We start from the raw sequence: 24,443 nt of genomic DNA on the forward strand, positions 1-24,443 counted from the left end.
CCGTTTAATCGCTGTGCGTTTATCTGCTCTTTCCATATTGGGGAACTAATGGTGAGAATCTGATGCTAAGCGCTGAAGATTTTTGATGAAGGAAAGATGAATTCATAAAGTGAATTTACACCCTTGCTCAAAAGGCAAGGGTGCAAGACTGACAACCCCGGGGTGAGGTATTTGCCGGAAGAAAATAAAAGGGGGACATTTTCTTGGCTGTCAGTGCGTGGCGACTATTTTTTGAGTTCGCTTTTGACGGCGCCCTTAATCTCTTGCAGCGTGCTTTGCGGATGTTTTTTGCAAATCTCTAGCGTGAGTGGCACCGCCGTGGTTTCGGTCTCATTGAAATCGACGAAATCGCCACCTTTAAAATCGACATCTTTATTGAGCATCCAGAACGCCACCGGCGCCATGGTTTGTGGGTTTAGATCGATAAACTCCTGGCAGCTCATATTTCTCGGCGTGACTTCTTTGGCCACGGCACTGACCCCAGCGGTGGCCAGTAATGCGCTGGCGAAAATTCCGACGGTAGACAGTGTAAATTTGTTAATCATAATAAACTCCTTAATACCTATTGAGTGACGGATATAACCGGCAATACGTGATATGTCGGATAACGAGATAATACAGTGCCAAAAAACAAAACGCGGATTGGCAACCGAAAATAGCCATTAGTGGTATTTTTTGACGCTCATTGTGTTATTTCTGCTTATTTAAGGTGTACGGTTTGCTTATTACCCGCTAAGCCTTATCCACCGGTGCATCTAACGGATAGGGATTTTTATGAATGCGATTGTAGTTCAGCGCATAGAACGCAGTAATCACCATCAGGGTCACGAATGACCACATCACCTCTTTCGCACCGGAGCCCACCACGGCCCAAATGCAGTAAATAAAAGCAATAAAGGTGATGAAGAGATACAGCGGGCGAGCTTTCCCAAAGTGGCCGTGACCCAGCAGCAGCAGCGCTGCACAGGTATACAGATACGGTACAAGGGTGAAAATAACCGAGACTGAAGAGACCAGCCCGAACTCTTTTGCCGCATTCGGGGAAATGCTGCTGAACTGGAAAATAGTCATCAATACGCCCACGATAAGTAGCCCCGCAACCGGGGTGCCCGCCTGATTCACGCGTGAGAAAATAGGTGGGAACAGGCCGTCATCGGCGGCAGCTTTCGCGGTTTGGCCAGCCAGCAGTGTCCAGCCGCCGAGAGAACCAAGACAACCCGCTGCGGCGCAAAATGAGACGATGGCCCCGGCGGTATTGCCTAGCGCCAGGCGTGCGGCGTCGCCAAAAGGTGAAGCGGACAAGCGCAGTGCGGCATTTGGGATCATCCCCATGATTGCGGTGGTTGATAGCACATAGCAAACGGCAGCGATCAGCACTCCGCCAATTGTGGCAATCGGAACGTTGCGTTTTGGATTTTTCACCACGCCTGCCGCAACCGAGGCGCTTTCGACACCAATAAAGGACCATAACGTCACGCTGAGGGTGCTTTGGATTGCGCCAAACGTGCTGAGTCCACTGACGTTCCAGGCGGACATGTAGGTTTCACCCTTAAACCAGAACCAGCCAAAGAGCGCAATCCCGACGATAGGGATCAGCGCAAGCACGGTGGCGATAGCCTGTACTCGGGTGATCATTTGCGGGCCGACGATGTTTAACAGAACAAAGACCCACAGCACGGCTACGCAAGTGAGGGTCAACACCATGGGATCTTTGAGGATAGGGAAGAAGTAGCTGAGATAGCCAACGCCAATTACCACCATGGCAATATTTCCCACCCAACAGGCGAGCCAATACAGGACGTTTGTCTGGTAACCGAGAAAAGGGCCAAAACAGCGGCGGGCATAGGCGTATGAACCGCCGGGACTGGAATCTAAGGACGACATCTTGGCATACACCATGGACAGCGCTAGCGCGCCAATAATGGTGACAAGCCATCCGTAGATAGCAATCCCGCCGGTTGCCGCCAGGTTGGCAGGTAACAGAAAAACCCCCGAGCCCATAATATTCCCGGAAACCATCAAGGTGACAGGAATTAGACCTACTTTGTTCGCATCTGCGTCGGTCGACATAATATTTCTCCTGAATACAAATCGGAAGAAATAATACCGTATCGCCGCTACGGTTTTAGCGGGCGTAGAGGGGTATATCCGTTGCTGACATTATTCTGGCTAATATCTTAACCGCGTCAGGCGGTAAGATATTGTTGTCGATATTGTGTGACATAATGTAACGGTGTCATACCGTAAAATGTCTTAAATACGGAAATAAAATAGGATGTACTGCGATAACCACATAATTGCGAAATCTGTGAGATATTCTTATCGGCGATCAGCAACTGCTGCGCAGCGTAGCGCATCCGGCAATCCGTTATTATTTGACTATAGCTGGTGTCTTCACTCTGCAACTTCTTTTTTAACAGGCTCGGGCTCAGGCACAGCGCGCTGGCAACCAGACTTAAATTCCACTCCTTTTGAATATCGCTCTGGATAATCTGGTAGACGCTCTCTTTGACGCTATTACGGAGCATCTGCATGATCAGCGCAATAAACCCTGGACTCTCAACAAAGACGGACAGGACGGTAAAGAGCAATGAGCGGGTACGCTCAATTTCGCACCTATCGCTGGTTTCAAGCACGCTATGCAGCGCCGCCTCGCGGAACACCTCCGGTGTCCGGCAGTGACAGGAAATGATGGGCGTTGCCTGTCTTGGCCATGGGGTGATCCGTGTCAGATCTCTATTCAGAAATTGTAAATAATCATTCAGGATTGAGCGACTCATGTGCGCAACTAATGCATTATCCAGATAGGAAAAATCAATCACATTATTATTGCAAGCTAATATGTTTAGATGGTTCGCGGGTAATATTAATGAAGTGTTGTCGTTGATATTGACTTCGACATCTTTTTCGGTAAGCACAACGACACAAGGGGCACTGCTATTTAGTCTCATACACGCACTCCAGGAATACGAACAAAAAACCTCAAAGTAAAAGAAGGGTATTGAGGTAAAAACAATTGTATGATGAATGTGAAGCAGGCATAAAATACACTACTTAATGATAATGGCAATTACGATAGTAAAAATGGTGGTGTAAATTTTTTTTGACAGTAATGGAAAGATAGAACGAAGGGTGATGAGGGGTGATTAAGATTGCAAAAATATAAGGAAAACTTAAGTTTTAAATAATCTCAGCAGGCTTGGTGTGCTTCTAATGAAAATGTTCCTGTCCCTTGGCGGCCCGTTAAGCCAGAACGACCTAACGGGCAATGTATCAATTAAATATGCTGTTTCAACTTATCCCATTCATTTTTGACTTTGTCTTTAAAACTGGCTTTTTGGTTCTCAGTGCATGCCTGAACAATGGCAGGGGTGACGGTTTCGATTCCTTTAACATCCATTACGGCATCTTCTGGTTTATCTTTATTATTTAATGCTTCTGCAAAACCCACGGCAGTTGGTTGGAAAGAGGAGTCCAGAGCCAGGAAATCTTCGTAGCTCCAGTTATTGATTGGTTTTTGAGTTTCAGCGGCTTGGCTCAGTACTGGGAACAGCATTAGGCTACCAACAATAATCGCGGATACTTTTTTCATTATTCAATCCTCAATATTACATTTAATGTCACGAGGTGAGTATATCACTATCCCGGTAACTAATCAGCGAGTTGGTATTTTTGTGTTGTTAACGAAGGCTCTCAAAAAACATTATATATCAAGGTGTTGTGTTTATTTTGAGATTCTGTTATCAGAATTTATTATTTAATTTGGTTTATTGCTTGCGGGTTAATTACTGTAAATTTAGGCTGTGTTTTAACTCTCCAATCATGAAGGTGAAGTATGTTAAATATAAATAATGAAATTATTGCCAAGCTGGATGCAAAAATGTTGAGAAGGCAAAGGAATGTGCTACGGATTATTGCCGTACTTATGTTTATCTCAGGAATATTATTTATTTCCTTTCCATTTGTATCAGGGGATATTCTTAGCCTGATTTTGGGGATAGCGCTGATCTGTAGCAGTATTGCCTTAATTGCGATCATGATAAAAAATCGGCGACATAATTTTTGGCCGATCGTATCGGGGATCCTGATCTGCCTTGCTTATGTGGTGATGGGATACCTGTTTATTACTGCGCCAGAATTTGGTCTGTTTGCTATAGCCTCTGTCCTTGCCGGTCTCTTTGCTCTCGGTGGTGTTATTCGTATTATGGCGTGGTTCCGGCATCGTCACACTAAGGGGAGCTGGCTGCAGGTTGTTATCGGCGTGCTCGACTTACTCATCGCTTGGTGCTTTATTACTGCCGCACCGCAGGCATCAATTGTGATGGTCTCGCTGGTGGTTGGGATTGAACTGATAGTGAGTGCGTTAAACTGCTGGTCGCTGGGGCGGTTATTCAATAAATAACGAAGAGATTACAAACGATCTACCCGAGCGGGTAGATCGTACTCCAGAGATCATATTCAGAAGTAAGGGGAGATGCTGAGAGTGGCAATATCACTCATCCTGCGGAGTTTTAGCTTGAGCATGATATTAAATTTTTGACTACGCAGGGTATTGTCGGAAATATTCAACGCAGAAGCGATATCGTCGTTGTCTTCTTCCTGCAAAAAATGGCTGACAATCTTAACCTGGTTATGCGAGAAACTTATTTTCGGTTTGCTATAGGGCACCCTGGCGGCGGTCAGCAGCGAGGGCCAGTTTTCCAGCGGCATTCTACGGTTAACAAAAAAGAGCGCCGCGCGGCTTTTTATCCTGCTGATGTGAAAAGGCGCTAGCACCACAATGCGGTCCACGCTGAGTGACTCGATGATCCGGACCGCATCATCGTTGATAACGTTATTATGATAGACATCGATAATGATTTTAGTATTGGCATCCGTCGCGTGGCGCATGATATCGGCAATAGTTTCTAACCTGATGACATTTTCATTATTGAATAAATGTGCCACCCCCTGAAAAAGGAATTCATCTTTGGTGACCATTAAAATCATACATTGGCTCCATGACTAAAAAAGCGCGGGGTGGGCCCGCGCAAAATAAGACTCAGGATTTAAATTGACTACTTTTACCCGGTTTTAGACCCCGATATCGGGCGAAAAACCGTCGATTATCTCAGGCCTTGATACACATCACGTGATAAACGCCATCAATAATTTCTGTCCCTTCCGTTTCGTGTTCGAAACCCGGGAACTCGTGATCCCAGGATTGAAGTGCGCGCAGGTAGGCAATCTGCGGACTGTTGCTGTCGCCAAAGTTTTCCCCGGAAAGCAGCATTGGGATGCCCGGTGGATAAGGGATAACGGAATTGGCAGCGACGCGTTTTTGTAAACCTTCAATCGGTACCATTTCGACGTTGTCGGAAACAATGGCCTGATAAGCATCGCGCGGTGTCATCATCGCTTCCGGAAGTGACGCGTAGGCGGCGTTCAGACAGGCTCCCGGGTTGTTGGCTTTCAGCCAGGCAAACATCTTATCGCCCAAGTCATGTACCCCCATTGCGCCATAGGTTTCTGGATAGCGATTGGCAAGCTCCGGCATGACCTGTGCCAGCGGCGCATTGCTATCGTAATGACGCTTGAAGGAACACAGTGTGTTAATCAGCGTTCCCCATTTGCCGCGAGTGATCCCCATTGAAAAGAGAAACATTATCTGGAAATCGGTGGTACGAGTCGGCACGATACCACGACGGCCCAGCCAGGCGGTCACTAACGCGGCGGGTACACCGCTGTCCAGCAGATTGCCGTCATCCCCCATTCCAGGGGCGAGAATACTGACCTTAATAGGATCCAGCATGCTCCAGTTATCCGGTAGATCGTGAAAACCGTGCCAGCTTTCCCCTGGGCGCATAATCCAGCAGTTCTGGTCGTGGCTCAACAGCTCCGCTGGCGCATCTTCGAAGGCAATCTCTTTACCGGTTTTCGGGTCGATAACCGTCTCTTTGTTCCACGGCTTGAAGAACCAGTCGTTATTGTCGGTAAACTCGCGATACAGTCGCGCCATCGCCTGACGGAAATCCACCGCCTCGTCGATCACTTCCTGCGTGAGCGACAGCCCGCTATTGCCATCCATCATCGAAACGGCCACATCGTTGGAGGCGCAAATAGCGTACAGCGGTGAAGTCGTGGCGTGCATCATATAAGCCTGATTGAAGCGCGAGAAGTTCACCGCACCGCGCCCTTCGCGGACATGAATATAGGACGCCTGGGACAGCGCATTGAGCAATTTATGGGTGGAGTGGGTGGCGAAAACGGTAGGGCCGGAGTGGTCGCCGGGGTTGCCGCGCATCGCATAGTGATCGTGATACACCGGGTTGAAACGCGCGTAGCCGTACCAGGCTTCGTCAAAGTGGATACGGTCGCTGGTCTGTTCCAGCAACGCCTGAGCATTTTTGGCGTTATAACAAACGCCATCGTAGGTACAGTTGGTCACCACGCTATAAGACGGTTTATGCGCGGCATATTCGTGGGTGAGTGGGCTGGTTCGTATTTTTTCTTGCAATATATCCGGCTGCATTTCCTGCGGATAGATAGGTCCGATAATGCCGTAGCGGTTTCGGCTTGGCACCATGTAGACCGGTTTTGCACCGGTAAGGATCAGACCCTGTTCAATGGATTTATGGCAGTTACGGTCAATCACCACCACGTCATCATCGGTCATGCAGGCCTGCATAATGGTGCGGTTCGAACCGGATGTCCCCACCACCACTGACCAGGAACGATCGGCACCGAACACTCGCGCTGCGTTTTTTTCGCTCTCACCAAAGGCACCGGTATGGTCCAGTAACGATCCTAAAGAGACTCGCTCAATGCCCATATCGGTACGAAATAGGTTTTCACCGTAGTAGTCGTGATACAGCCGGCCTGCTGGGGTTTTCGTAAAACCGACGCCTCCCTGGTGACCAGGGGCGGCCCAGGAGTACTCATGAATGTCGTTATATTTCACCAGCGCGGAAAACAGCGGCGGCAGCATTTGCTCGCAATAGCGATGCATGGCGGCGACAGCGCGGCCGGCGATAAAATCAGCGGAGTCCTCAAGAATCCAGGCAAACTCATCGATAAGCTCCATCAGCTGCGGGTCAATTAGCGCAGTGGCTTTCTCTCGCTCACCCAGCAGAAAAACCGGCACATTTTGCTGACGTTCGCGAAGCTTATCGAGCAGTTGGCGCACTCGTTGATGTTCATCCTGTTGTTCCATTTGATAGCTGAACATCAGGCAGTCAATGGCTTCATTGGACGCGATAATGGCGTAACCGTCGTCGAGTGAGTGGGATTGCATAACTTCGACGCTCTGGCGGCTTAGCGCTTGCACCAGGCGAGTCACCGCAGCGCCAACCCAGGTGTCCTGGTGAAGAAATTCACTCTCAACAATTAATATTCTCATCTCGTTTATCTCTTGGTTGTCGTAGAACGCGATAAGTAATACGCCAGAGAAAAAACGGAGTAAACGCAGCGGGGCAGGTTATCGACAGGGCAATTATTTTTATGGCTGATTCTGATATTTATGGTGTGAGTTAACCGGAATTCGCGATTTTTTAATCAACGTGATTCTGGGAGAATAATGTTTGAATTACTACAGTCTTGATTCCGTTGGGGTAGTGATGGAAATTTCATGATTACAATAGCAGGGTTAACCGTCGCTTAGTGAAACTAAAAAAGCAAATATTAATGTTTATATGGCTCTCTGTTGAGGTGTGTCCGCATAATTTATAGTGTAATATTTCTATTGGCATAGTTTTATACATTAACGAGTCTGGGATAAATAAAAAAGGGAAAATGATGAAATCAGCTATTGGCGGTTTGCTCTTTATGAGTATTTTCTTTGGTGTGAATCACACGGCAATCAGTGCAGAGAGCGAACAACGTTATATTAGCATCCGTAATACGGACAGTGCCTGGATTCAGGGCGTTTGCTCGTTGGTATTCCGATTGGATAACGGCGGTGATGGGGAATTCAAAGCCCTTGCCATATCGCTACAGTTAACGGATAAATCGGGAAAAGCCCTGGAAACAGGCTCGCTTGACGTTGAACCGTTTGGTGATAGCGACGCCACTCGGTCTATTGATGCGGCAACAGAATTTAGCTGTGATGCGGTTGAAAATACCGCCAACATCGTCATCACCAAAGTAGATGAAATCTACCCGGATGGCTCTGTACACGCACTGCCGACGACGGTATTTGACCCGCAATATTATCAACCGCTGAAAATAAGCGTGGGGCAGAGCAGATAACTGCTTGTCTCTGAAATGGGGATACTGAATGCATCCCCATTTCACATGATAAACGCTTATGACTTATTGATTAAGTCGATGATGCGATCGCCATCCGCATCTTCTTGTGCGGCCCGACTGAAGATACTGCTATCGCTTTGCGTACCGACTTTTATCGGTTCTTTACACTCTTTGTGGAAGATTTTTTTACCCTTTTTTGTTACGACCACACCAGCCATATCGCTACGCTGTTCTTTATCGTAGACAATATACTCATAAGGCCCTTTTACGATACGTATCCAATATAAATTGCCGCCAGCAATCATCTCTGCGCTGTAATAAGCCGTAATCCCCTGTTGATTAGTCACGAGATTCAACTCTGCTGTGGGGGATGATGTCGTACCTAATGCATAGCCCGCTGCATCCTGGGCAATAAAGGCACTGGCAAATTTATTGTTGGTCAGTAGGCACTCAAGCGTTAATTGCTCCTGATCCTCATTGCTATACGACTGAGCAAGGGCCGTTTGGGCGACAACAATACAGCCTAGAGTAATGGCCGCTATTTTTAAGCTTAATTTCACGATTTTTCTCCTTAATAGATCCGTACGTTTAACCACAGGTGAAAATTAGTTAGCGCTGTTAATTTTCTTGCACGTTTCCAGCCAGCCCGTCGTATCAATTTTTCCGTTGGCCAGATACTTTTGTTGATTCTGCCAATGTGCGGTGAGGAATGGTTTAAGGCCGGAGAGTCGTTTATTCAAGGTGAGCATTTGATTGAAAACGGTCACTTCTTGCTTCAGAGCGCTTTCACCATAAAGGGTGGCGGAGTCTACCAGGCTACTAGCGTAGTAACTTGTTAGCTGCTGCAGACGGTCGGTTTGTTCACCAAGTTTGGTTTTGCGGATCGCACAGTTTTTGTCGGCGTCGTCTTTATCTTTGCACAGCAATTCATAGTTATGATTGAGGAAATCAAGGAAACGCCCGTCATCTTGTAATTTGGTGCACAGGAACGAGCCTAAGTTAAGACTGGCGCGGATCGACTGTGCTCGCTCTTCTTGCTGTTGCTGGTTGCTGGCGCGGAGCTGGTTTTCCAGATCTTTAAGCTTCTTTTTCAACTCGCTGTCTTCAACGCCGGACGCGAGACTTCCCAGGGCTTTTGCGGTGTCTTTTGACTCTTCATTCTTCTTATTCACACCCGGCTTATCTTCACCGATTGCGGCCCAGTTTTTTTCCAGCAACTTCACGCGGTCGGTTGATGTAATGGCTGGGGAAACCAGAACCAGACGCAGGCCAGTCGTTTTACTGGTGAAAGGTTGGGCCTCATCGTAATAGTTAATTTCTTTACGAGTGGCGCTACGGATTTCAGACTCATTTGACATCACGCTGCCGCCGCGGACAACAAATCCACCGGCCTGGCCATGAAGTCTGTTGATTTTATTGAGGTAAAATGGGGTGAACATCATCTCAGAGACATTGCCCAGCATATCGTACAGGCCGAGAGGGTTTGGGTTCAGCAGGCCAACGAGCTGGACTTTGCTGTTAGAAGACTGCGGGCCGGAATACCACTCGTAGTTTTTCATGTCATCCATCGGATAGTGGGAATCACGAAATTCCGCACTATTCACTTTCAAGCCACCACGAGCCGCAAATTCCCATTCAACTTCGGTCGGTAGGCGTAAAAAACCCGGATTACCATCTTCCTTCGGCAGTTTGTCGAGGGCGTTAGTACGTAGCCACTGGTTATATTTATCGGCAAGGTTTACCGCATCAAACCAGCTAATGCTGGTTTCCGGGACGCTAAGTTTGCGTGAAGGGGCAGGGCAGGAGCCGCTGGTTAATGCCTGATATTGCAAGGCCGTTAGCTCATATTTAGCCATCAAATAGTAGCGGCCTTTATTTTTTTGGGGCTCGGTAAAGCTACCGGCAATAAACGTCGGATAGCTGTGTTCAACAAAGCCCCATTCACCGCCATCTTCACCTAAGGTAATGGGAATATCATCAAGAGGGCCAGAAACTGGAATCTCAACCCGGCGGAAAACCATTGAGCCTTCGCAGGGCATAGGTAACACAATATCTTCACTATCAGGCTTAGGGTTATAGGTTTTCTCAGCCCAGGGCTCTGCCTGCACGGGGGAGATCTGTACCAGCAGTGCAAGCGCCAGCCCGCGCGATAATGTGGAAGGAGTGAGGGTCATGAACGATCTCCGCAAAAATAGATGCATTGGCAAATAAATAAAATGGGTTATACCTCGCGCAGACTTTGCGCAGGTTCGATATTAATGGCGCGATAGGCGCCGATACCGGCGACCAGCGTCGCCACGACAACGGTCAATAGCAGGGCCATGAGGCCGTGTAACGGTGTGATTTTACAAATCATCTGCCCTGTGGCCTGACTGCCGGCTAGAGCCCGGTTAAATACCTGGCTTGCTAAAAAATAGATCCCAAAACCGCCGATATAGGCCATCAGGCTGAGCAGGCAACCCTGGATAATGACATAGGCTCCGACCGCCGGGCGGGTGAAGCCGAGCAAGCGGAGTACGGCAATATGTTTTCGCTTGCGATCGACATTGGCGATAAATGAGCCAATAAGCGAGGCGATACAGCCAATGAGTGCGGTGGCGGCAATGGTGTTAAAAATAATGCCCAATACCCGATTGATACTTTTCACATTCTCAATATCCGCCAGGCGGCTGGCCGTTTCGATGCGCTGAGCCCGGAGGTCGCGTTCAAGGCTGGCTACGTGGTCAATATCACGGGCGTAGAGTCTGGCACGGGCGTAGATCGGCGGTTTGCCATTAAGCGGAGTACCGTTGGCGATCCCCAGTTCGTTCACCGCATAACCGTCGCGGAAATTTTCAAGCGCCAATAGCAAAGAAGGGCGTGTAAAAATGGCGGCGCGATTGAAATAGGTTGCGGGCAAAATACCCACGACGGTAACGTTTTTGCGGCCCCATTCGCGGCGGTCATCAAGCAGGCGACCTACCCGCATGGTGAGAGTATCGCCAGGATTAACGGCCAGTTTTCGCGCCGCTTCCTGAGTAATAACGACTTCATTTTCCTGATGAAGCTCAAGCGCCCCGAGTAAAGGGTCGCCAGCAGCGGTCGGAATGACTTCCGCGCTTTCAATAAAATGCGTGCTATCGGTTTGCAAGTCGGCAAGCGTGTTCAGGGAGCGAGTTTGTCCAATGGCAAAGCCCACATCTGAGCGTTGTTGTAGGCGATCGATCCAATTCTGGTCATAGCTACCGCTGCTCAGCATACGGATCTCAAGGTTGCGAGGGTCGCGGGTAAGATCGTTTTGTAATTGGTTCACAATTCCAAAACGCAGGCCGAAAAGTAGCAGTAAGGGGGCGATGACCGCGACAAGAGAAGAGACGATGCAAAAAGAGATAATGCGATCGTGCCACAGATCTTGCATCGCCAGGCGACCCAGTAGTCTGGTTCGGTTAAAGGACAAAATAGGTTCCTCCCGGCTCGTGCTCCGATGAGGTGATAAGCGGCACTGGCTGAGCGGTCAAACAGGGCAAGTTGAAATGTTGAACCAGTGGCCAGTCATGGCAAACAACCAGTGCCATCATGCCCTCATGGTGGACTAACTCAATAAACAAACTGAATAATTTCTCGGCGTTATAAGGATCTAGCGCCGCAGTGGGTTCATCCGCCAGCACCAGGGCAGGACGGTGTAATATTGCGCGGGCGAAAGCGGTTCTCTGCCTCTCACCAAACGATAGCTGGGTCGGATATTTGGCCAATAATGGCGACAGCTTGAGCGCATCAATGACTCTGTTCAGCATGGCTTTGTCGGGAGTCAACCCCAACAGCTGACAAGGTAGCAAGATGTTATCTTTGACGCTCAGATAGGGGAGCAGACCGCCATTTTGCAGCACGAAGCCAATTTGGCGTGCGCGAATACCTGCCAGCTCGTTATGCCGCTCGCCATGGAGCAACGCCGCAATGTCAAATTGCCGTTCGCCTTCATTCAGCTCAAACCGCCCGATGTTACTGGGGTGGAGCAATAAACCAATGGCCTCCAGCAAGGTACTTTTGCCACAGCCACTTTCTCCCGTAACCGCCACCACCTGACCTGGCCGCAGCGTAAGCTGCGGCAGGTACACTCGGTGGGCATGGCTGTCCTGCCCACGAACAACGCACAAATCTTCGATGCGTAACATCAGGGCATCATTTCCAGCGGGATTGGATAAACGCGGTCACGGGGATCGCTACCTTTGGCGAGCTCAACCCAACGATCGACATCGGCATTGTATTTCTGGTAATGGCGAAGTTTAGAGGAGAGGGTGCGAATAAATTTCTCCTGCGACAAGCCGTCCCAGCTTTTCCATGTCTCTTCGTCGAGGTTCAGAACCTCGCTTTTATAAGGCAGGTCGGCCAGATATTCTCCCAGAACGCCGAGGTCGCCAATTCGGGCATTATCCTGCTGTTTAAGCTGGTTAGGGTCTGTCCCCATCGTTGCGGCGACGGTACGCAACTGTTCAAACATTTTGGTTGGTGAAATCATTCCCTCGTTTGCCGCTTTAAGGATCTGGCTAACGGCATCGCTTAAATCGCTAAGCTGGCCTTTGGTCAGGAGAACACGGACATCGGTGGTGGGAATGTTTTGTTTGATCAGATCGCGATCGCTTATCCAGGCCTGGAAAACGAGCGGAGCCTGGGTGCTGTTACGTTTACCCAGATAAGCCAGTTGCATAGCATGACCAATTAACGCGGTATCCTGAAGCAGCTTTTGTTCCGGCGTTAGTTTTTTGCCATCGTCCTTAGCGTAGAGGGCGCTGCCAATTGCTGCGTCTCCCATATACGCCGACTTCACTTGCTCAGTAATTGCAGCGGCAAGGGCATCAACCTGTTGGCCAAACGTTTTGATATCGCCGGCATTCACGGCTTGGTAAAGATTAGAATGGGTGCTATCAAAGTTTGAGAGATCGCGGTACTGGCTCTCGGCTTTGGCATGGTTATCTTTGCCGCCTGGGGTTTTCAGGTGCAGCGTATAGATAGCAATGCCGCGGTTACCGGCTTCCAGACGAAGCTGACTCGCATCAAGGCCGGTGCCCGACAGTTTATTGCTGCCGTCGATGGCGCCTGCATCGGTAATCAGGACCATGTAACGTGCGCCGAATGGGCTCCAGTCAATCTCATCAATCGCTGACAGCACGCCGGAATACGCATCCTCGTCATACAGAGAACTCGAAACTTTTGCTTCTTTAAGGTCGGCTACTTTCTTCAGAAAATCTGCGCCATCTTTAACATGGTTAGGGTCAGCGAAGATTTTTGTGCGGTACTCAAGGCCTGGTACGGCTTTGGTGTTTGAACGATACGAAACCAGACCAAATTTAACCTGCCCATCCAGATGCTCTTGCTTAATCTTGTCATAGATCTTATTGACGGCTTCTTTGGTGCGTTCTATGTACGGCCCCATTGAAATGGTCGAATCGATGACGAAAACAACAGAGGCGTTAAAACCTTTTAGCTGGTTGACGCTCTCTTCTTGTTTCGGCGCAGCATCTGCTTTGCTAACGGAGGCCACGTTAAGCAGACGCGTGTAGAAACCATCTTCCGTCATGACCTCTTCGCCGCTCAGGATGGGCAGCAGATAGAACTGCTTTTGCAGATCGACAAAATACTCGGGTTCCTGAGCCTGAATGCCCTCAGCATGGCCGTCCCGTTTCAGCTTGGCGCGCAGTGGCGCAACCAGTGACACGGGGTCTGGTGCCGAGAGAATGTCATCAAGGCTTTTCTTCTCTTTGAAAAATAGCAAACGGTCACGGTTCGCCGGGTTGGTAAATGCCAGCGTTAGCTGCATTTTCCAATCGACAGTACATGACCTGGGCAGCCAGCCGATGGTTTTGCCATAGCTGTCGGGCCCCACTTTGAGCCAGCTTTGACCGTTCGCATCTTCTTTTTGATACACATACAGACTGCTAAAGGCGGGCTGTAGCTGGCCTTTGTCATCACCAGCGGCGGTCCCGAGTTTGCAGCCAGGCGTTGTGAGAATACGCTGGTATAAGGTTTTTTTCCCTTCCTGGAGCAGCGGTTTATCGCCATCGGCGGCAAAGACATGCCCGCTGAGCAATAGACCGCACAACGGCAGGGCCAGGCGTCTCATTGGATTCCAGGTCATTTTCCTAGCTCCTCAAGGCGCTGTTTAGCCGTTTGGTTGTCAGGCTCCGTTTGCAGTACCGTTTCGTACCAGTAGGCCGCGGTATCTTTATCCGGTTCTTTAAAACATTCACTTGGCTGGTGGTATTTAGGGTCGTATTCACCTGCGTATACGAGTGCGATTTTGGTATCGCCTCCCTGAGCGCGATTTGCATACAGACGCTGCGCCACACCGCATTTCTTCGCTTCTTTTGCCGACTGGATAATGGCCAACAGTTTGTCGCTATCAAGCTTGTCCTGTACGCAGCTTTGTACGAAATCCAGCTCGTTAAGGCTGCTTAAACTCGCGACAGAACAGTTATTGTGCGTAGGCGTTTCCGCTGCTGCGGCTGGTGTTTCTTGCTGAGCCTGAACGTCAGGGATAATGTCCGGGGCTTTATCCCGACCTAAAAACCACCACAGTGCGCCAGCAATAACCGCTAAGGTGAGCACTGCCGCGCCGATCGCCGGCAGACGGGAGGGGCTGGACTTTTGTTGCGGCCTTTCCTCAGTGTGGAGAATCGGCGCGGCGGGTTCCGGCTCAACAACGGTTTCAGATACGGCGACGGGGGTACTGGCCGTTTCTGGGGTTGCCAGCATACTGCTACCGCTGTAGTTACCCGTTTCACCTCTGGCCTCCGATGAAAGCAGTTCATCACGAACCAGCTGCAGCGTGGTGTTTCGCATTTCGCCTGAGGCCAGTTTTATCTGAATCTGGACCTGGCTTGCGGTTGCCAGCAGCGGGTCCAGCAAGGTTGCGCCAATACGGAAGCCGCTGCCGTTGGTTAATGCGTAACCGCCGTTCACGGTAAACCAGTGCGGTGCTGCACTCCAGCCACCTTCGGGTTGCAGATATTCCAGCTTATTATTGCAAAGCGTAAAGGTTAGCTCGGGCAGTATTGCTGTATCGCCACGCAGGCGGACCATCAGTTGTGCAATACCCGGCTCTGCCGGTTGGCAGGCGATGATTTTGGCTAGCATGGCATGTTCTCTTGTTTCAATTGGCTGATAATCTGGCCAAGTTGGCGGTTATGTTCGAAGGAAATATCCCGTGTGGCACTGTGGCCCGCGTTGTCCAGTACGACGCTCATCAACGCGGATAGCCAGTCACCCAGATAGGAGACGCCCGGCTGTGGTGCGACGGCGGCAAGTTGAGGTAATTCATCGTTAGTCAGCGGCGTCTGACGCATAAACACTTTATTTTTCTCGCCCACATAGCTGTTGGGAACTTTTTCTGGCGGTAGGGTGAGATAACCAAACCAAGCGATAAAATCACGTATTGTCAGTTGCGCCCGCAAAACCTGGCGCGCCATTAGGTGTTCGCGACGTGTTCCCGCTTGTTCCTGACCGGCAAGGGCGCGCTTCAATGTGCCTTCCAAATCCATACGCGTGGCTGCGGTGATAAGCTCTTCACTAAGTTGATTAATCAGTTCGCTGCTCATACCCAGTTGGCGCCACTGTGGCGTCTGCTGAGACAGATCTCGCAGGTGAGCCACCCACGCTTTAAAGGCCTGATGGGCGAAGTCATCATCCTGACCAATGCGTTCGTCCGTAGAGGTGGACGGTGCATCAACAACGGAAGCCTCAACGGGCGCAGCAGCAAAGGGATCGCTGGCAAAAGGGTTATCCCCGAACGGATTACTACCAAACGGGCTCGCAGCAAAAGCGTTGGTTGCCGGGGTTTCGCTGTCGGATGGCGACTCCTGCTCGCGATCGCGAATACTCAGATAGATGTTATTGAGTTCCTGAGTCGGCAAATCGAGGCGGTCGATCATCTCTCCCATACTGTGAGAACACGCTGACAATCCCTGCCACAGCTCTTTGGCAATGGCCTGTTTTTTCACGATCTGTCCGTCGCCGTCTTTTTCGTACCAGCGGCCAAGGCTTCGATCGCCCGTTTCCTGACGGCATTGCACAAGCTGTTGCTGTAAACGCTGAAGTTTGAAATCCAGGTGAGCGACACCGCGCAGAGCCTTAGTTAAACGCGCCATCCCGCCGTCGTTAAGTTCGAGCATGGCCTGCCAGGCCGCTTTCGGTTCGGCCACGTGGCGAAGCACGTTTTTACCGCAGACAAAGGTGTTGCCCATGGTGTCGAGCACGTCGCGATAACGATCGGTAATCTCCACTTCCCGAAGTTGTTCCTGGCCGACGCTGCCTTCCAGTCTCAGGAAAGGGTTGTCGAGCCCCGGCTTGCGCACCAGGAAACAGTTGTTGAACGGCTGATTCGGACCCCACTGCTGAAGCCAGTCGTATTGTGAGAAACGCTCCAGTAAGGTCATGTGTAACATGCCTTCCCAGCCTTCTTTTAGCTGGCTTTCCGTGTGTTGCAGGCTGTTATTGATACGCATATCACACATGGTAATTGCCCAGAACAGCCCTGGTTTACTGCCACTGCGTTCTTCGGCGCTCTTACCCTGCGTTTTTTCAACCCAGCGGTTTAAGACCGGCCCTACATCGGCAACATCGCTTTGTTTGGCGGAACTGGCGCACACCACCAGCGCATTCATCTCCTGGTTATCGGTGTAGCGCTCAAACAGGTAAGCGACTTTACCGCGCAGCAACAACTGCGAAATCGCATTAAGCCCATCGCGACCGGCTTCTTCCAGTGCGGTTATTTTGAGACGACCGCGATAGCCTGGGAAATCGAGCAGATCCACCTGCTCGACGACACTATTGGTTTCCACTTCTGCCAGCGGGAAAATCAGCTCGGTGGTTAATGCCGCCAGCTCGGCCTGGGTTAAGCTGGCGCTGCCAATTTGTTGTTCTTCTTTCCAGTAGCGGATCTCGACATTACGATCCTGACTGGAGCCCAGCCGGTTAAGGCTGTCTACGTTCATGATGCTGCCGCTGCTGTGGTCGGTCAGCGTCTCCAGAGGCGCAAATACCATCCGCGCATGATTGAGCTTCGCCAGGACATTGGCTAATGAACGGTAGGTTTCGGTGAGGGCGGGTTGCTCCCCCCACAGCAGTGAAAAGAGCTCTGCACGCTCATTAGGGCTTAATGTCGGCGCAATTTTCAATACCTGCGGCCAATACGCGTGTTCCAGCTTCTCAACGGACTTTTTAAAGGAGGCGTTCAGGTAATCCCATAAGGCGACAACATCTTCCTGACTGACGCCGTTATCGTGTTGGCTTTGCGCTGCACGTTGCTGGAATGGGCGCAGGCGCTCTTCAACTCGGCTTTGGTCAAGCTGATAGCTCAATTGCTCATGGTTAAAGTCGTTAAACCAGGCATTCGCCAGAATCTTAGCCAGGTCAATCTCACTGAACAGGCGTAGTGGGACCGGGTAACCAGCGGGCGCTGCCGGGGCCTGCCGGGTAAAACGAGTGACCAAACCGGTAGCCTCTTTACCGCCGCCTACCGGGTTAACTTCTTTGATAAAGTCGACGCGTCTTTCACCATACAGCGCTTCCAGCGAACCGTTGCTGCCAGCGGCCAGTGCTGAAATAAGATAGGATTTACCCGCCTGGGAAATACCGAAAAAGCCAACGGTCATTGGCGTTCTGGCGACCTGGGTCAGGCTATTGGCCAGGTTGCGCGTGCGCAGCAAACTCAGGTTAAGTTTGTCCGCTTCATTGTCCAGGCGACGTGATCCAGTACGTACATTATCGACCCAACCGAGCCCGTCCAGACATCCTTGAGCGATAGCAGCCCAACCCTGAGTGAGAGATTTTTGCTCGCTATTCATTATTTTTTAACGCTCCCGCTGTCGAGCCAGTGTCGGCTATCAATGAGCCCGGTATCAGGCATGGTATTGAGTTCAAGATCTAAATCACGTTTGCTAAATGACTTATCGGTGTTACTGCTGACATCGGCGATCGTCAGACGATCGCTAATCAACCCGAGTTGACGAGCCCGCTTGCCTTTATCGATAGTCAGTCGGACTTTGAGGTACGGAGAACCGTTATCCGCGGACAAAGCGGCTGAGAATTTTTTACGTCCTTCATCGCTAAAGCGCAGGGTATAAAGCGGAGCCGCAGCCCAGCGTTCAGCATCCAGTTGGCGATAACCTAATCGCAGATCGCCGCGCATAATGATGCTCTGCGTGGTTTTTTCACCATTTTCATCGGTGATGGCTGGCAGTTTTATCTGACCATTTTCCGATTCGATATGGCGATAAACGATGTCGGCATCGCGAATCAGGTTGTCCATATCAATGGTGCCAACATGGCGAATCGTTGAATACGGCTTCAGCGCTGAGGTGCGGAAATGGAAATTGGGGATGCTGTGGTTCGCGCATAGCTGCGTCAGCATGGCACCCACGGAAGCCGTACTTTTCGGATCGTCGATATGGCCGTTTTTATGGAAAGGATACCAGGTGCCGGTTTGATAACCATGCAGCGGTAAAATCCGTCCCGGGGGTAACGGCAGGTTGCGGCGAATAATCGCCTGAATCCCCGGTAGCTGCGATGGACGTCCGGTCAGCAGCAGCAGATCGCAATGGTAATAGGACAGCACTTCACAGAGTGCGGTGAGGACTTTATCAATGTTGAACTTACCAGCGCAGAGATCGCCATGTAGTTTGGTCAGCGGCAGATTGAGCATGATATCCGCCAGTTTGAAATCGGTTGGTCCGCCGGCTTTCTGTACTTCACGGCGAACAAATCCCTCTACTTCATCACGAATACAGCCTACCGGCAGTAGCTCACCAACACGCTGATTGATAAGAATATGGGTTTGTTCATCCAGCGGATCGTATTGCTCGTATTTGCCCAAAATATGTAAAGCGAGCGGGACGAAAAGCTGCAGGCTGAGTTGCTGGCGGAGTACGGCTTCGGCAGCGCTAATATTCTGCGAACCGCACAGTTGAGACATCAGCGTTTCAACGGACATAACGCCAGCTTCACGCAGTGCCAGTTCTAAAGCAGGCAGGATATATGACTGAATCACATCCAGCAGAATATCGTCGCCTGCTATTTTAAAGCTGTCGCGAAAACGCTGGTGGGGGATGATATGCACGTTCGCGCCGCCGCCGGCAAGACCATTACGATCGAGACGGTAATCGGTGATCACCAGATCGGTCGTTCCGCCGCCGATGTCGATTGAAGCAATGGTGATGCTTTCACGGTTGTCGCGATCGGCTCGGCCAATGGCATTGAAAAACTCCTCCGGGTGACCGGCAAAGTTCTGATTAATCTCGGTGTAGAGGTAGACCAACTGCGCGCAAGAGGCTTCATCCCATTCAACTCTGATTTTAGGCAGTGGAATTTTGATGCTGCCCTGAGTGTGATCCTCTTGCTCGTCTTCGTACGGATCGTTCTCGCCGTTGTGCCAGCGCAGTGATTTCCATACCAGGCCGACGGCCTGACGCATCCGCTCATCAAGCACGCAGCGTTCGGCCATTGGCATACCGGGCGGAACGGTGAGAATGATATGGCGCAGTTGGCGCGGGATACCTGCATGACCCTGACGGATGCGCTGTTCCGGGCTGTTGATTTGGCTAATGGCCTGGGTCAGTACTTCCGCCAGCATGAAGGTCATCAGCGAGCTACGTGAGTAGCGCGGCGTAAAGACCGGGATGCGATCCATTTCATCTTCAATGGTGTGCAGCGCTTCGCCCCTTTCATCGATCAGATTGGCAAACGGGGCCGCGGTGGCGAGTGGATTGCTGTCTTGCACATAGCTGCCGTTGAAACGCCAGCCCTGACCATAAAATTTCTCATCCCAAAGATAGCGTTTAGGGCTAGATAAACCGGTTGATCCTTCGCTGCCTTTACGACGCGCGGCTAAACGGCTGGCTTCGCCGCCAATCCGGGCGATAGTGGGCCATTGGAATGCGTCGTGGCGCCCGCTGCGCACAGAGCAGTGATCTTTACCAAAGAAGGCCTGGGAAAATTCGACCCGGCTTTCGAAAGGCTCGGTATAGACATGCTCCGGCGCGCTGAGATCGCGGAGTTTCAGCACATAGTTGTGCCTCATGCCTGAGCCTGACTGCCCATGATCTTCAATCAGAATGCCGCAGGTTCGTGAATTACCGACATCAAGAATCAGGTCAACGGCAATCGGTTTGATGGCGTTGGTTTCCCGATTAGCAATGACTCTGAATTGTGGCAACTCAATAACAGGAGCCGTCTGGCTTTGCAGACCTTCGACTGGAATCGCCATCAATGAAAGAAGATTGAGGTAATGTGCCAGTGGATACTGTTGGCTAAGTTCTTGCTCTCGCTCGTCGATATCCCGACCTTTGCTCGCCTCTTTGAAAACCTCTTTGAGCCAGTCCGTTATCCAATCCTGAGTGAGATACCAGTTAAGAGCATAGGTTGCCGTTGCGACGGAGAAGGTCGCACCGGCATTCACATCTTCCTGATTCGGACTAAGGTCGGCGGCTGCCTGCTGTTTGGCCATGATGCGGGTATCGATAGCCAGCGTCATGCGATGGCTATGCCCATCCATATCGGGCTCAGGCAGTTTGACTAAACGAAAACGCGCCCAGTTTAGAGGCCCTTCTTGATAGACATTTGGGGGGCTAAAACGCAGCAGGGGAAGCGGTAGCCATACACCATCAAACAGCTTAAGGCTCTGCTCCACGGGAATATCGTACTGGCTTTTGGCCTTCTCAATATTATCGGGGGTGGGCTGATAGAAATAGTAATCGCGCTGCTCGTTATAGATTAAACGGGTCAGTACACCGTTTGCTAATTTGACAAACTCACCAGCGGGCAGGCGACCAAGGGACAAACCAAAATCCATAAACTGGATCCCGGAGTCACCCACCAGGGTAATTTGACGATCAAAAGATACAATCTCAGGCAACATAGTTATCTCGTCCCTGTTCAGGAATTAGGTTGAAGCATACGAATAGGGAAAGTTTTTTCCCCGTCGTTGCTGCCAATACAATCGGCATGGCCGGCAGCAGGTGATTTGCACTCGATTGTCGGCACAATAAAGTTAGAGCCGTCGCTACATTTCATCTGCTCAGGATTGGTAATGCTCAGTGCACCTTGCTGCACATGGCCACTCGCGGCGCCGCGGCAGGTGACGCCGCTTGACTGGCGAACGCTGACGCTGCCATTGCCTTGGGCAAAGTTATATTGCAATTGCAAAGGACGCCCGGTGAGCTTGTCCTGAATCCCGCCATTTACCCGCCACTCGCCGTTAAGAAACTGCGCTGGGCCATCGGGGAGAGAAGTGGGAAGGGTCAGCGGTTCGCCCTGCTGAGTGGACGGAAGCGGCGGTGCGGTGACGGGCTCAATGCCAGGGGGTGTTTGAGTTTCAGCATCGCCGGGGACGGCTGGAGGAACCGGGGCTGACGATTGCTCAGCGCGGGCCTCATTCGCGGCATCCGTGGCATTAGCGTCGCTGGTGCCCGGCTTTGACAGCGCGTTATCACCGCTGGCCTCTGCGTCTGTTGCACCGGCTGGTGAAATACCTGGCGGTGTTGGCTCCAGTGCGCGAGGTGTATTCACGGCTGTGCCTTCCACAACGCCAGGGGCGATATGCGTGCCCGTGACGGTTTCTGTACCCGTTCGTGAAACCGGGGGGGTGACATCAGGAGCGCTGACCAGTGGACGCTCCACGGCCGGGTCCGCCACGACGGCGGTTTTATCCGCGGAGACGGCGGGCAGGCCGGGCAGTGAGAGTGACGGTACGCATCCACGAAGCAATCCCAATAACAACGCCAGTAATAGCAAAGCCAGCAGCAACCATAACAGCCAGCGCCAGCCCCAGCGGCGAGTACGAACCACGTTCTCGACAACAGGCGCGGCGACGGGCGCCACGGTTTGTTCTGTTTGTGCCAGCGGGGCTGCAGCGGCAAGGGATGATGTGGGTACCGAGGAGGGACTTAACCAATGCATCGGGTTGCGCTGCTCGCCCTCTGGATGGACAAACCCCCAAAAAGTAATGACCAAAATCCCGTTCACGAGGTAAACAAACTCGTAATCAGGGAAATGTGTCACCGATTTGAGTAACTGGGCAAAGACCCGACGATCGCCACCGCTTCCGCTTTGTTCAGCATTAAGCAACTGCTCGCTAAGCGACTGCACCGCCATTTGAAACTCATTAAACTGCTGGCGCGCCGATTCCCGCTCCGTCTCGCTTGCACCACTCCACGGAATAACATCGCCTGGGAAGCTGCTATACCAGTCGGTTCTGTCGCCTCCCTGATCGTTTTGCGGAATGGCTAAATGGCGGGCCAGATCGCGTCCTGCATCAAGGCGGTATATGGCTTCACGCAGCTGGAAAGCCATCTTGAAAACCGGATAGCCAGTCTCACCCAAAGCCTTAAATGAGGAGTTATGCCCGGTACGCAGCAGTGGTCCCTGAATCGAATTTCGCATTATCTAAACCTTTAAAGGCTGTGATTTAACAAAAGCCACAGTGATGCAGGCTAATTTTTGCTCGCGCCAGGCGTCCATTCAAAACCCCAGCCATAGTGTTTATCCAGCGACTCCCTGTCGGGGAAGAAACTGTCAAGACGCTCAACTTTGATATTGCCATCGACGTTTTTAAGTCTGGCGATTGCCGCGACGTTATTGCGCTGATTGCCATCAGTGAGCGTGGATTTAATCGCAGGTTGATCGGGAACGTAGACCGTGATGGTGGCATCCGTTCCTTGCCAGTTATCGGCACCGCCGTAAATGAAGCTATAAATGAGGACTTCATCTATGTCCTGCCAGTGGCTGCCGTTAATGAAAAGCCATTCCCCATCCTGGTCATTGCCTTCACGGAGATCTTTTTGCAGCAGCATATAAGGGGGCTTGTCATAGTCCCCGAGGAACTTACTCAGCGCCTCGGCGCCGCTTATCTTGCCGTTTTTAAAACGAATGAAGGCGGCGATATCGAGGTCGATAGGCTCACGGTGATTGCCCTGTTGCCAGGTGAGGTTAATTTTGATTCGCCCGAAATCCTTGCGCTTCACGAGATTGATACTGGGATTTGCATGGGTTAATTCGGTGCTGGCCGGCGTGACGACGGGGGGCACCACGGTAGAGCGATGTGCAAACCACCACCAGGCACAGGCAAGAAGCAGCAACAACAGCAACAGTGCGAACAGCCACGGCAGATAACGTCGCCACCATGGGGTAGAAACCACTGGAGGCGGCGCGGCTTTATTGACAATCGCCCAGTTGATTAACACCGGTTCACCGCCCACGCTAAAGCAGCTAAGGTCGCCTGAATGGGTTAACAGCGTTTGTAAGGCGTGCGCCGAATCCTCTTCGCCACGGGCGGCCAGTAGGCCGATAAGCCCCGACAGAATATCCTGATACTGTTGACGTTTACCTTGTACGGAGAGCTGTTCCGCTTCGCTCAAAGCCGAAAAGGGTTTAGCCAGACCCTGGCGTTCAGTCCACCATTCCAGGTGACCTTCTGAACTGCGACGAGCCGTGGCATAGAGCAGGGCCAGAGACGGAGGAAGATGACGGTGAATGATGGCAACCGTCTCTTGATAGATTGTCAGAGTTGCTTCATCAATAGGCGCAGCAGTTGTTAATCGTTGCATAACCAAAATCATTGTAATTGTTAATGATATGCGTGGTATGCGTACAAGCGCATATCAGCAAGCTAGCGCGGTCCTCTTCCGCGCGCGGATAAAAGTGGCAACTGTATTTCATGCCACTTTTACGAGCGCTTTAGCGAAGGGTATTGGCTTCCTCAAGAATTTTTATTTTCTGCTTGGCTTCCGCAACTTTCTTTTCGATTGCCGTAATTTCACTGGAACTGGTGGCTGTCTGAGACTGTCTCTGTAGCTCCTGCAATCGCTTTATTTCCTGCTGACGCTCAGTGCTTTTTATTTTGCTGGATTTGAGTTGTGCGAGAGTCTGCGACAGGTCAGAGCGCACGGCGTTTAACCTTGCTTGTTCATCTGCCAGTTTTTGATTTACGTTTTGCTGCCTGTTTTGGGTATAGGACTGCTGCTGTTTTGCTGACTCATTTTCATATTGGCTGAGTCGAACCTGTTGTTCTTTTTGATTGACCTGCTGGCGATAGCCACCGGAAGTCGCGCAGCTCAGCTTCGTTATAAAGCTCGGGTCCTGTGCATGTAAATCACAGTCCTGCGGTGACGTGGTACAACCGGTTAGCGCGAGAGAGGCGAGAATTAAGTATTTTCTCATCAAATAGTCCATCAATAGAGTCAAAAAATGAG

At 51.0% G+C, this 24,443-nt stretch carries 19 protein-coding genes; 2 read left to right on the forward strand and 17 right to left on the reverse strand.

Annotated features, from left to right (window positions below):
• Positions 1-224: 224 nt before the first annotated feature.
• The 4 genes from hdeB to hdeA form a co-directional block, all read right to left on the reverse strand.
• On the reverse strand, positions 225-542 hold the full coding sequence (gene hdeB / locus KCR01S_RS03460; RefSeq protein WP_061280003.1) for an acid-activated periplasmic chaperone HdeB: 318 nt from the start codon (positions 540-542) through the stop codon (positions 225-227).
• Positions 543-732: 190 nt separating this feature from the next.
• Complete coding sequence (adiC, locus tag KCR01S_RS03465) at positions 733-2,070, reverse strand: arginine/agmatine antiporter (RefSeq protein WP_061279768.1); 1,338 nt, start codon at positions 2,068-2,070, stop codon at positions 733-735.
• Positions 2,071-2,186: 116 nt separating this feature from the next.
• Positions 2,187-2,951: a helix-turn-helix domain-containing protein gene (locus tag KCR01S_RS03470; RefSeq protein ID WP_061279769.1), complete on the reverse strand. Its 765-nt coding sequence runs from the start codon at positions 2,949-2,951 to the stop codon at positions 2,187-2,189.
• A gap of 326 nt (positions 2,952-3,277) precedes the next feature.
• On the reverse strand, positions 3,278-3,592 hold the full coding sequence (gene hdeA, locus KCR01S_RS03475) for an acid-activated periplasmic chaperone HdeA (protein WP_061279770.1): 315 nt from the start codon (positions 3,590-3,592) through the stop codon (positions 3,278-3,280).
• Positions 3,593-3,835: 243 nt separating this feature from the next.
• Here hdeA and KCR01S_RS03480 point away from each other — a divergent pair, with 243 nt between their 5' ends.
• Positions 3,836-4,402 (forward strand): HdeD family acid-resistance protein, encoded by a 567-nt coding sequence (locus tag KCR01S_RS03480; RefSeq protein ID WP_061279771.1) that lies wholly within the window; start codon positions 3,836-3,838, stop codon positions 4,400-4,402.
• Between the two features lie 56 nt (positions 4,403-4,458).
• Here KCR01S_RS03480 and KCR01S_RS03485 read toward each other — a convergent pair whose 3' ends face one another.
• Both KCR01S_RS03485 and adiA read right to left on the reverse strand, forming a co-directional pair.
• Positions 4,459-4,989, reverse strand: coding sequence for a helix-turn-helix transcriptional regulator (locus tag KCR01S_RS03485; protein WP_061279772.1), 531 nt, complete (start codon positions 4,987-4,989; stop codon positions 4,459-4,461).
• A 121-nt stretch (positions 4,990-5,110) separates the two neighbouring features.
• A complete protein-coding gene (gene adiA / locus KCR01S_RS03490; RefSeq protein WP_061279773.1) occupies positions 5,111-7,378 on the reverse strand; it encodes an arginine decarboxylase in 2,268 nt (755 codons plus the stop codon).
• Positions 7,379-7,770: 392 nt separating this feature from the next.
• On the opposite strand from adiA, the gene KCR01S_RS03495 reads away from it, so the two are divergent.
• Positions 7,771-8,226 carry an IrmA family protein gene (locus tag KCR01S_RS03495; RefSeq protein WP_072277077.1) on the forward strand — a complete coding sequence of 152 codons (456 nt, stop codon included), beginning with the start codon at positions 7,771-7,773 and terminating at the stop codon, positions 8,224-8,226.
• A gap of 56 nt (positions 8,227-8,282) precedes the next feature.
• On the opposite strand, the gene KCR01S_RS03500 is transcribed toward KCR01S_RS03495, so the two are convergent.
• The 11 genes from KCR01S_RS03500 to KCR01S_RS03550 all read right to left on the reverse strand — a co-directional run bounded on the left by KCR01S_RS03500 (position 8,283) and on the right by KCR01S_RS03550 (position 24,411).
• Positions 8,283-8,786 (reverse strand): hypothetical protein, encoded by a 504-nt coding sequence (locus KCR01S_RS03500; RefSeq protein WP_061279774.1) that lies wholly within the window; start codon positions 8,784-8,786, stop codon positions 8,283-8,285.
• 45 nt (positions 8,787-8,831) lie between these two features.
• Positions 8,832-10,400 (reverse strand): formylglycine-generating enzyme family protein, encoded by a 1,569-nt coding sequence (locus KCR01S_RS03505; protein WP_061279775.1) that lies wholly within the window; start codon positions 10,398-10,400, stop codon positions 8,832-8,834.
• Positions 10,401-10,447: 47 nt separating this feature from the next.
• Positions 10,448-11,662, reverse strand: coding sequence for an ABC transporter permease (locus KCR01S_RS03510; RefSeq protein ID WP_082767925.1), 1,215 nt, complete (start codon positions 11,660-11,662; stop codon positions 10,448-10,450).
• Complete coding sequence (locus KCR01S_RS03515) at positions 11,652-12,377, reverse strand: ABC transporter ATP-binding protein (protein WP_061279776.1); 726 nt, start codon at positions 12,375-12,377, stop codon at positions 11,652-11,654. The genes KCR01S_RS03510 and KCR01S_RS03515 overlap by 11 nt, the downstream gene beginning before the upstream one ends.
• A complete protein-coding gene (locus KCR01S_RS03520) occupies positions 12,377-14,338 on the reverse strand; it encodes a vWA domain-containing protein (RefSeq protein WP_082767926.1) in 1,962 nt (653 codons plus the stop codon). The genes KCR01S_RS03515 and KCR01S_RS03520 overlap by 1 nt, the downstream gene beginning before the upstream one ends.
• On the reverse strand, positions 14,335-15,336 hold the full coding sequence (locus tag KCR01S_RS03525) for a hypothetical protein (protein ID WP_061279777.1): 1,002 nt from the start codon (positions 15,334-15,336) through the stop codon (positions 14,335-14,337). The genes KCR01S_RS03520 and KCR01S_RS03525 overlap by 4 nt, the downstream gene beginning before the upstream one ends.
• The gene (locus KCR01S_RS03530; RefSeq protein ID WP_061279778.1) at positions 15,330-18,044 is read right to left on the reverse strand and encodes a virulence factor SrfC family protein; all 2,715 of its coding nucleotides are present in this window, start codon (positions 18,042-18,044) and stop codon (positions 15,330-15,332) included. Before KCR01S_RS03530 ends, KCR01S_RS03525 begins: the two co-directional genes overlap by 7 nt.
• The gene (locus KCR01S_RS03535) at positions 18,044-21,112 is read right to left on the reverse strand and encodes a virulence factor SrfB (RefSeq protein ID WP_061279779.1); all 3,069 of its coding nucleotides are present in this window, start codon (positions 21,110-21,112) and stop codon (positions 18,044-18,046) included. Before KCR01S_RS03535 ends, KCR01S_RS03530 begins: the two co-directional genes overlap by 1 nt.
• A gap of 17 nt (positions 21,113-21,129) precedes the next feature.
• Positions 21,130-22,635, reverse strand: a complete 1,506-nt coding sequence (locus tag KCR01S_RS03540; RefSeq protein WP_061279780.1) for an SrfA family protein — start codon at positions 22,633-22,635, stop codon at positions 21,130-21,132.
• Positions 22,636-22,685: 50 nt separating this feature from the next.
• Complete coding sequence (locus KCR01S_RS03545) at positions 22,686-23,798, reverse strand: tellurite resistance domain protein (RefSeq protein ID WP_072277078.1); 1,113 nt, start codon at positions 23,796-23,798, stop codon at positions 22,686-22,688.
• Positions 23,799-23,928: 130 nt separating this feature from the next.
• Positions 23,929-24,411 (reverse strand): hypothetical protein, encoded by a 483-nt coding sequence (locus tag KCR01S_RS03550; protein ID WP_061279782.1) that lies wholly within the window; start codon positions 24,409-24,411, stop codon positions 23,929-23,931.
• Between the last annotated feature and the right edge of the window lie 32 nt (positions 24,412-24,443).

This window comes from Kluyvera cryocrescens NBRC 102467 (genome assembly GCF_001571285.1).
Taxonomy (GTDB): Bacteria; Pseudomonadota; Gammaproteobacteria; order Enterobacterales; family Enterobacteriaceae; genus Kluyvera; species Kluyvera cryocrescens.

Bases quoted from the DNA above. Each gene is read 5' to 3' on its own strand.
- KCR01S_RS03505 (WP_061279775.1), bottom strand. From the start codon at position 10,400: ATGACCCTCACTCCTTCCACATTATCGCGCGGGCTGGCGCTTGCACTG.
- KCR01S_RS03515 (WP_061279776.1), bottom strand. From the start codon at position 12,377: ATGTTACGCATCGAAGATTTGTGCGTTGTTCGTGGGCAGGACAGCCAT.
- KCR01S_RS03520 (WP_082767926.1), bottom strand. From the start codon at position 14,338: ATGACCTGGAATCCAATGAGACGCCTGGCCCTGCCGTTGTGCGGTCTA.
- KCR01S_RS03480 (WP_061279771.1), top strand. From the start codon at position 3,836: ATGTTAAATATAAATAATGAAATTATTGCCAAGCTGGATGCAAAAATG.
- KCR01S_RS03530 (WP_061279778.1), bottom strand. From the start codon at position 18,044: ATGAATAGCGAGCAAAAATCTCTCACTCAGGGTTGGGCTGCTATCGCT.
- KCR01S_RS03485 (WP_061279772.1), bottom strand. From the start codon at position 4,989: ATGATTTTAATGGTCACCAAAGATGAATTCCTTTTTCAGGGGGTGGCA.
- KCR01S_RS03525 (WP_061279777.1), bottom strand. From the start codon at position 15,336: ATGCTAGCCAAAATCATCGCCTGCCAACCGGCAGAGCCGGGTATTGCA.
- KCR01S_RS03550 (WP_061279782.1), bottom strand. From the start codon at position 24,411: ATGAGAAAATACTTAATTCTCGCCTCTCTCGCGCTAACCGGTTGTACC.
- hdeA (WP_061279770.1), bottom strand. From the start codon at position 3,592: ATGAAAAAAGTATCCGCGATTATTGTTGGTAGCCTAATGCTGTTCCCA.
- KCR01S_RS03495 (WP_072277077.1), top strand. From the start codon at position 7,771: ATGATGAAATCAGCTATTGGCGGTTTGCTCTTTATGAGTATTTTCTTT.
- adiC (WP_061279768.1), bottom strand. From the start codon at position 2,070: ATGTCGACCGACGCAGATGCGAACAAAGTAGGTCTAATTCCTGTCACC.
- KCR01S_RS03540 (WP_061279780.1), bottom strand. From the start codon at position 22,635: ATGCGAAATTCGATTCAGGGACCACTGCTGCGTACCGGGCATAACTCC.
- KCR01S_RS03545 (WP_072277078.1), bottom strand. From the start codon at position 23,798: ATGCAACGATTAACAACTGCTGCGCCTATTGATGAAGCAACTCTGACA.
- KCR01S_RS03470 (WP_061279769.1), bottom strand. From the start codon at position 2,951: ATGAGACTAAATAGCAGTGCCCCTTGTGTCGTTGTGCTTACCGAAAAA.
- KCR01S_RS03535 (WP_061279779.1), bottom strand. From the start codon at position 21,112: ATGTTGCCTGAGATTGTATCTTTTGATCGTCAAATTACCCTGGTGGGT.
- adiA (WP_061279773.1), bottom strand. From the start codon at position 7,378: ATGAGAATATTAATTGTTGAGAGTGAATTTCTTCACCAGGACACCTGG.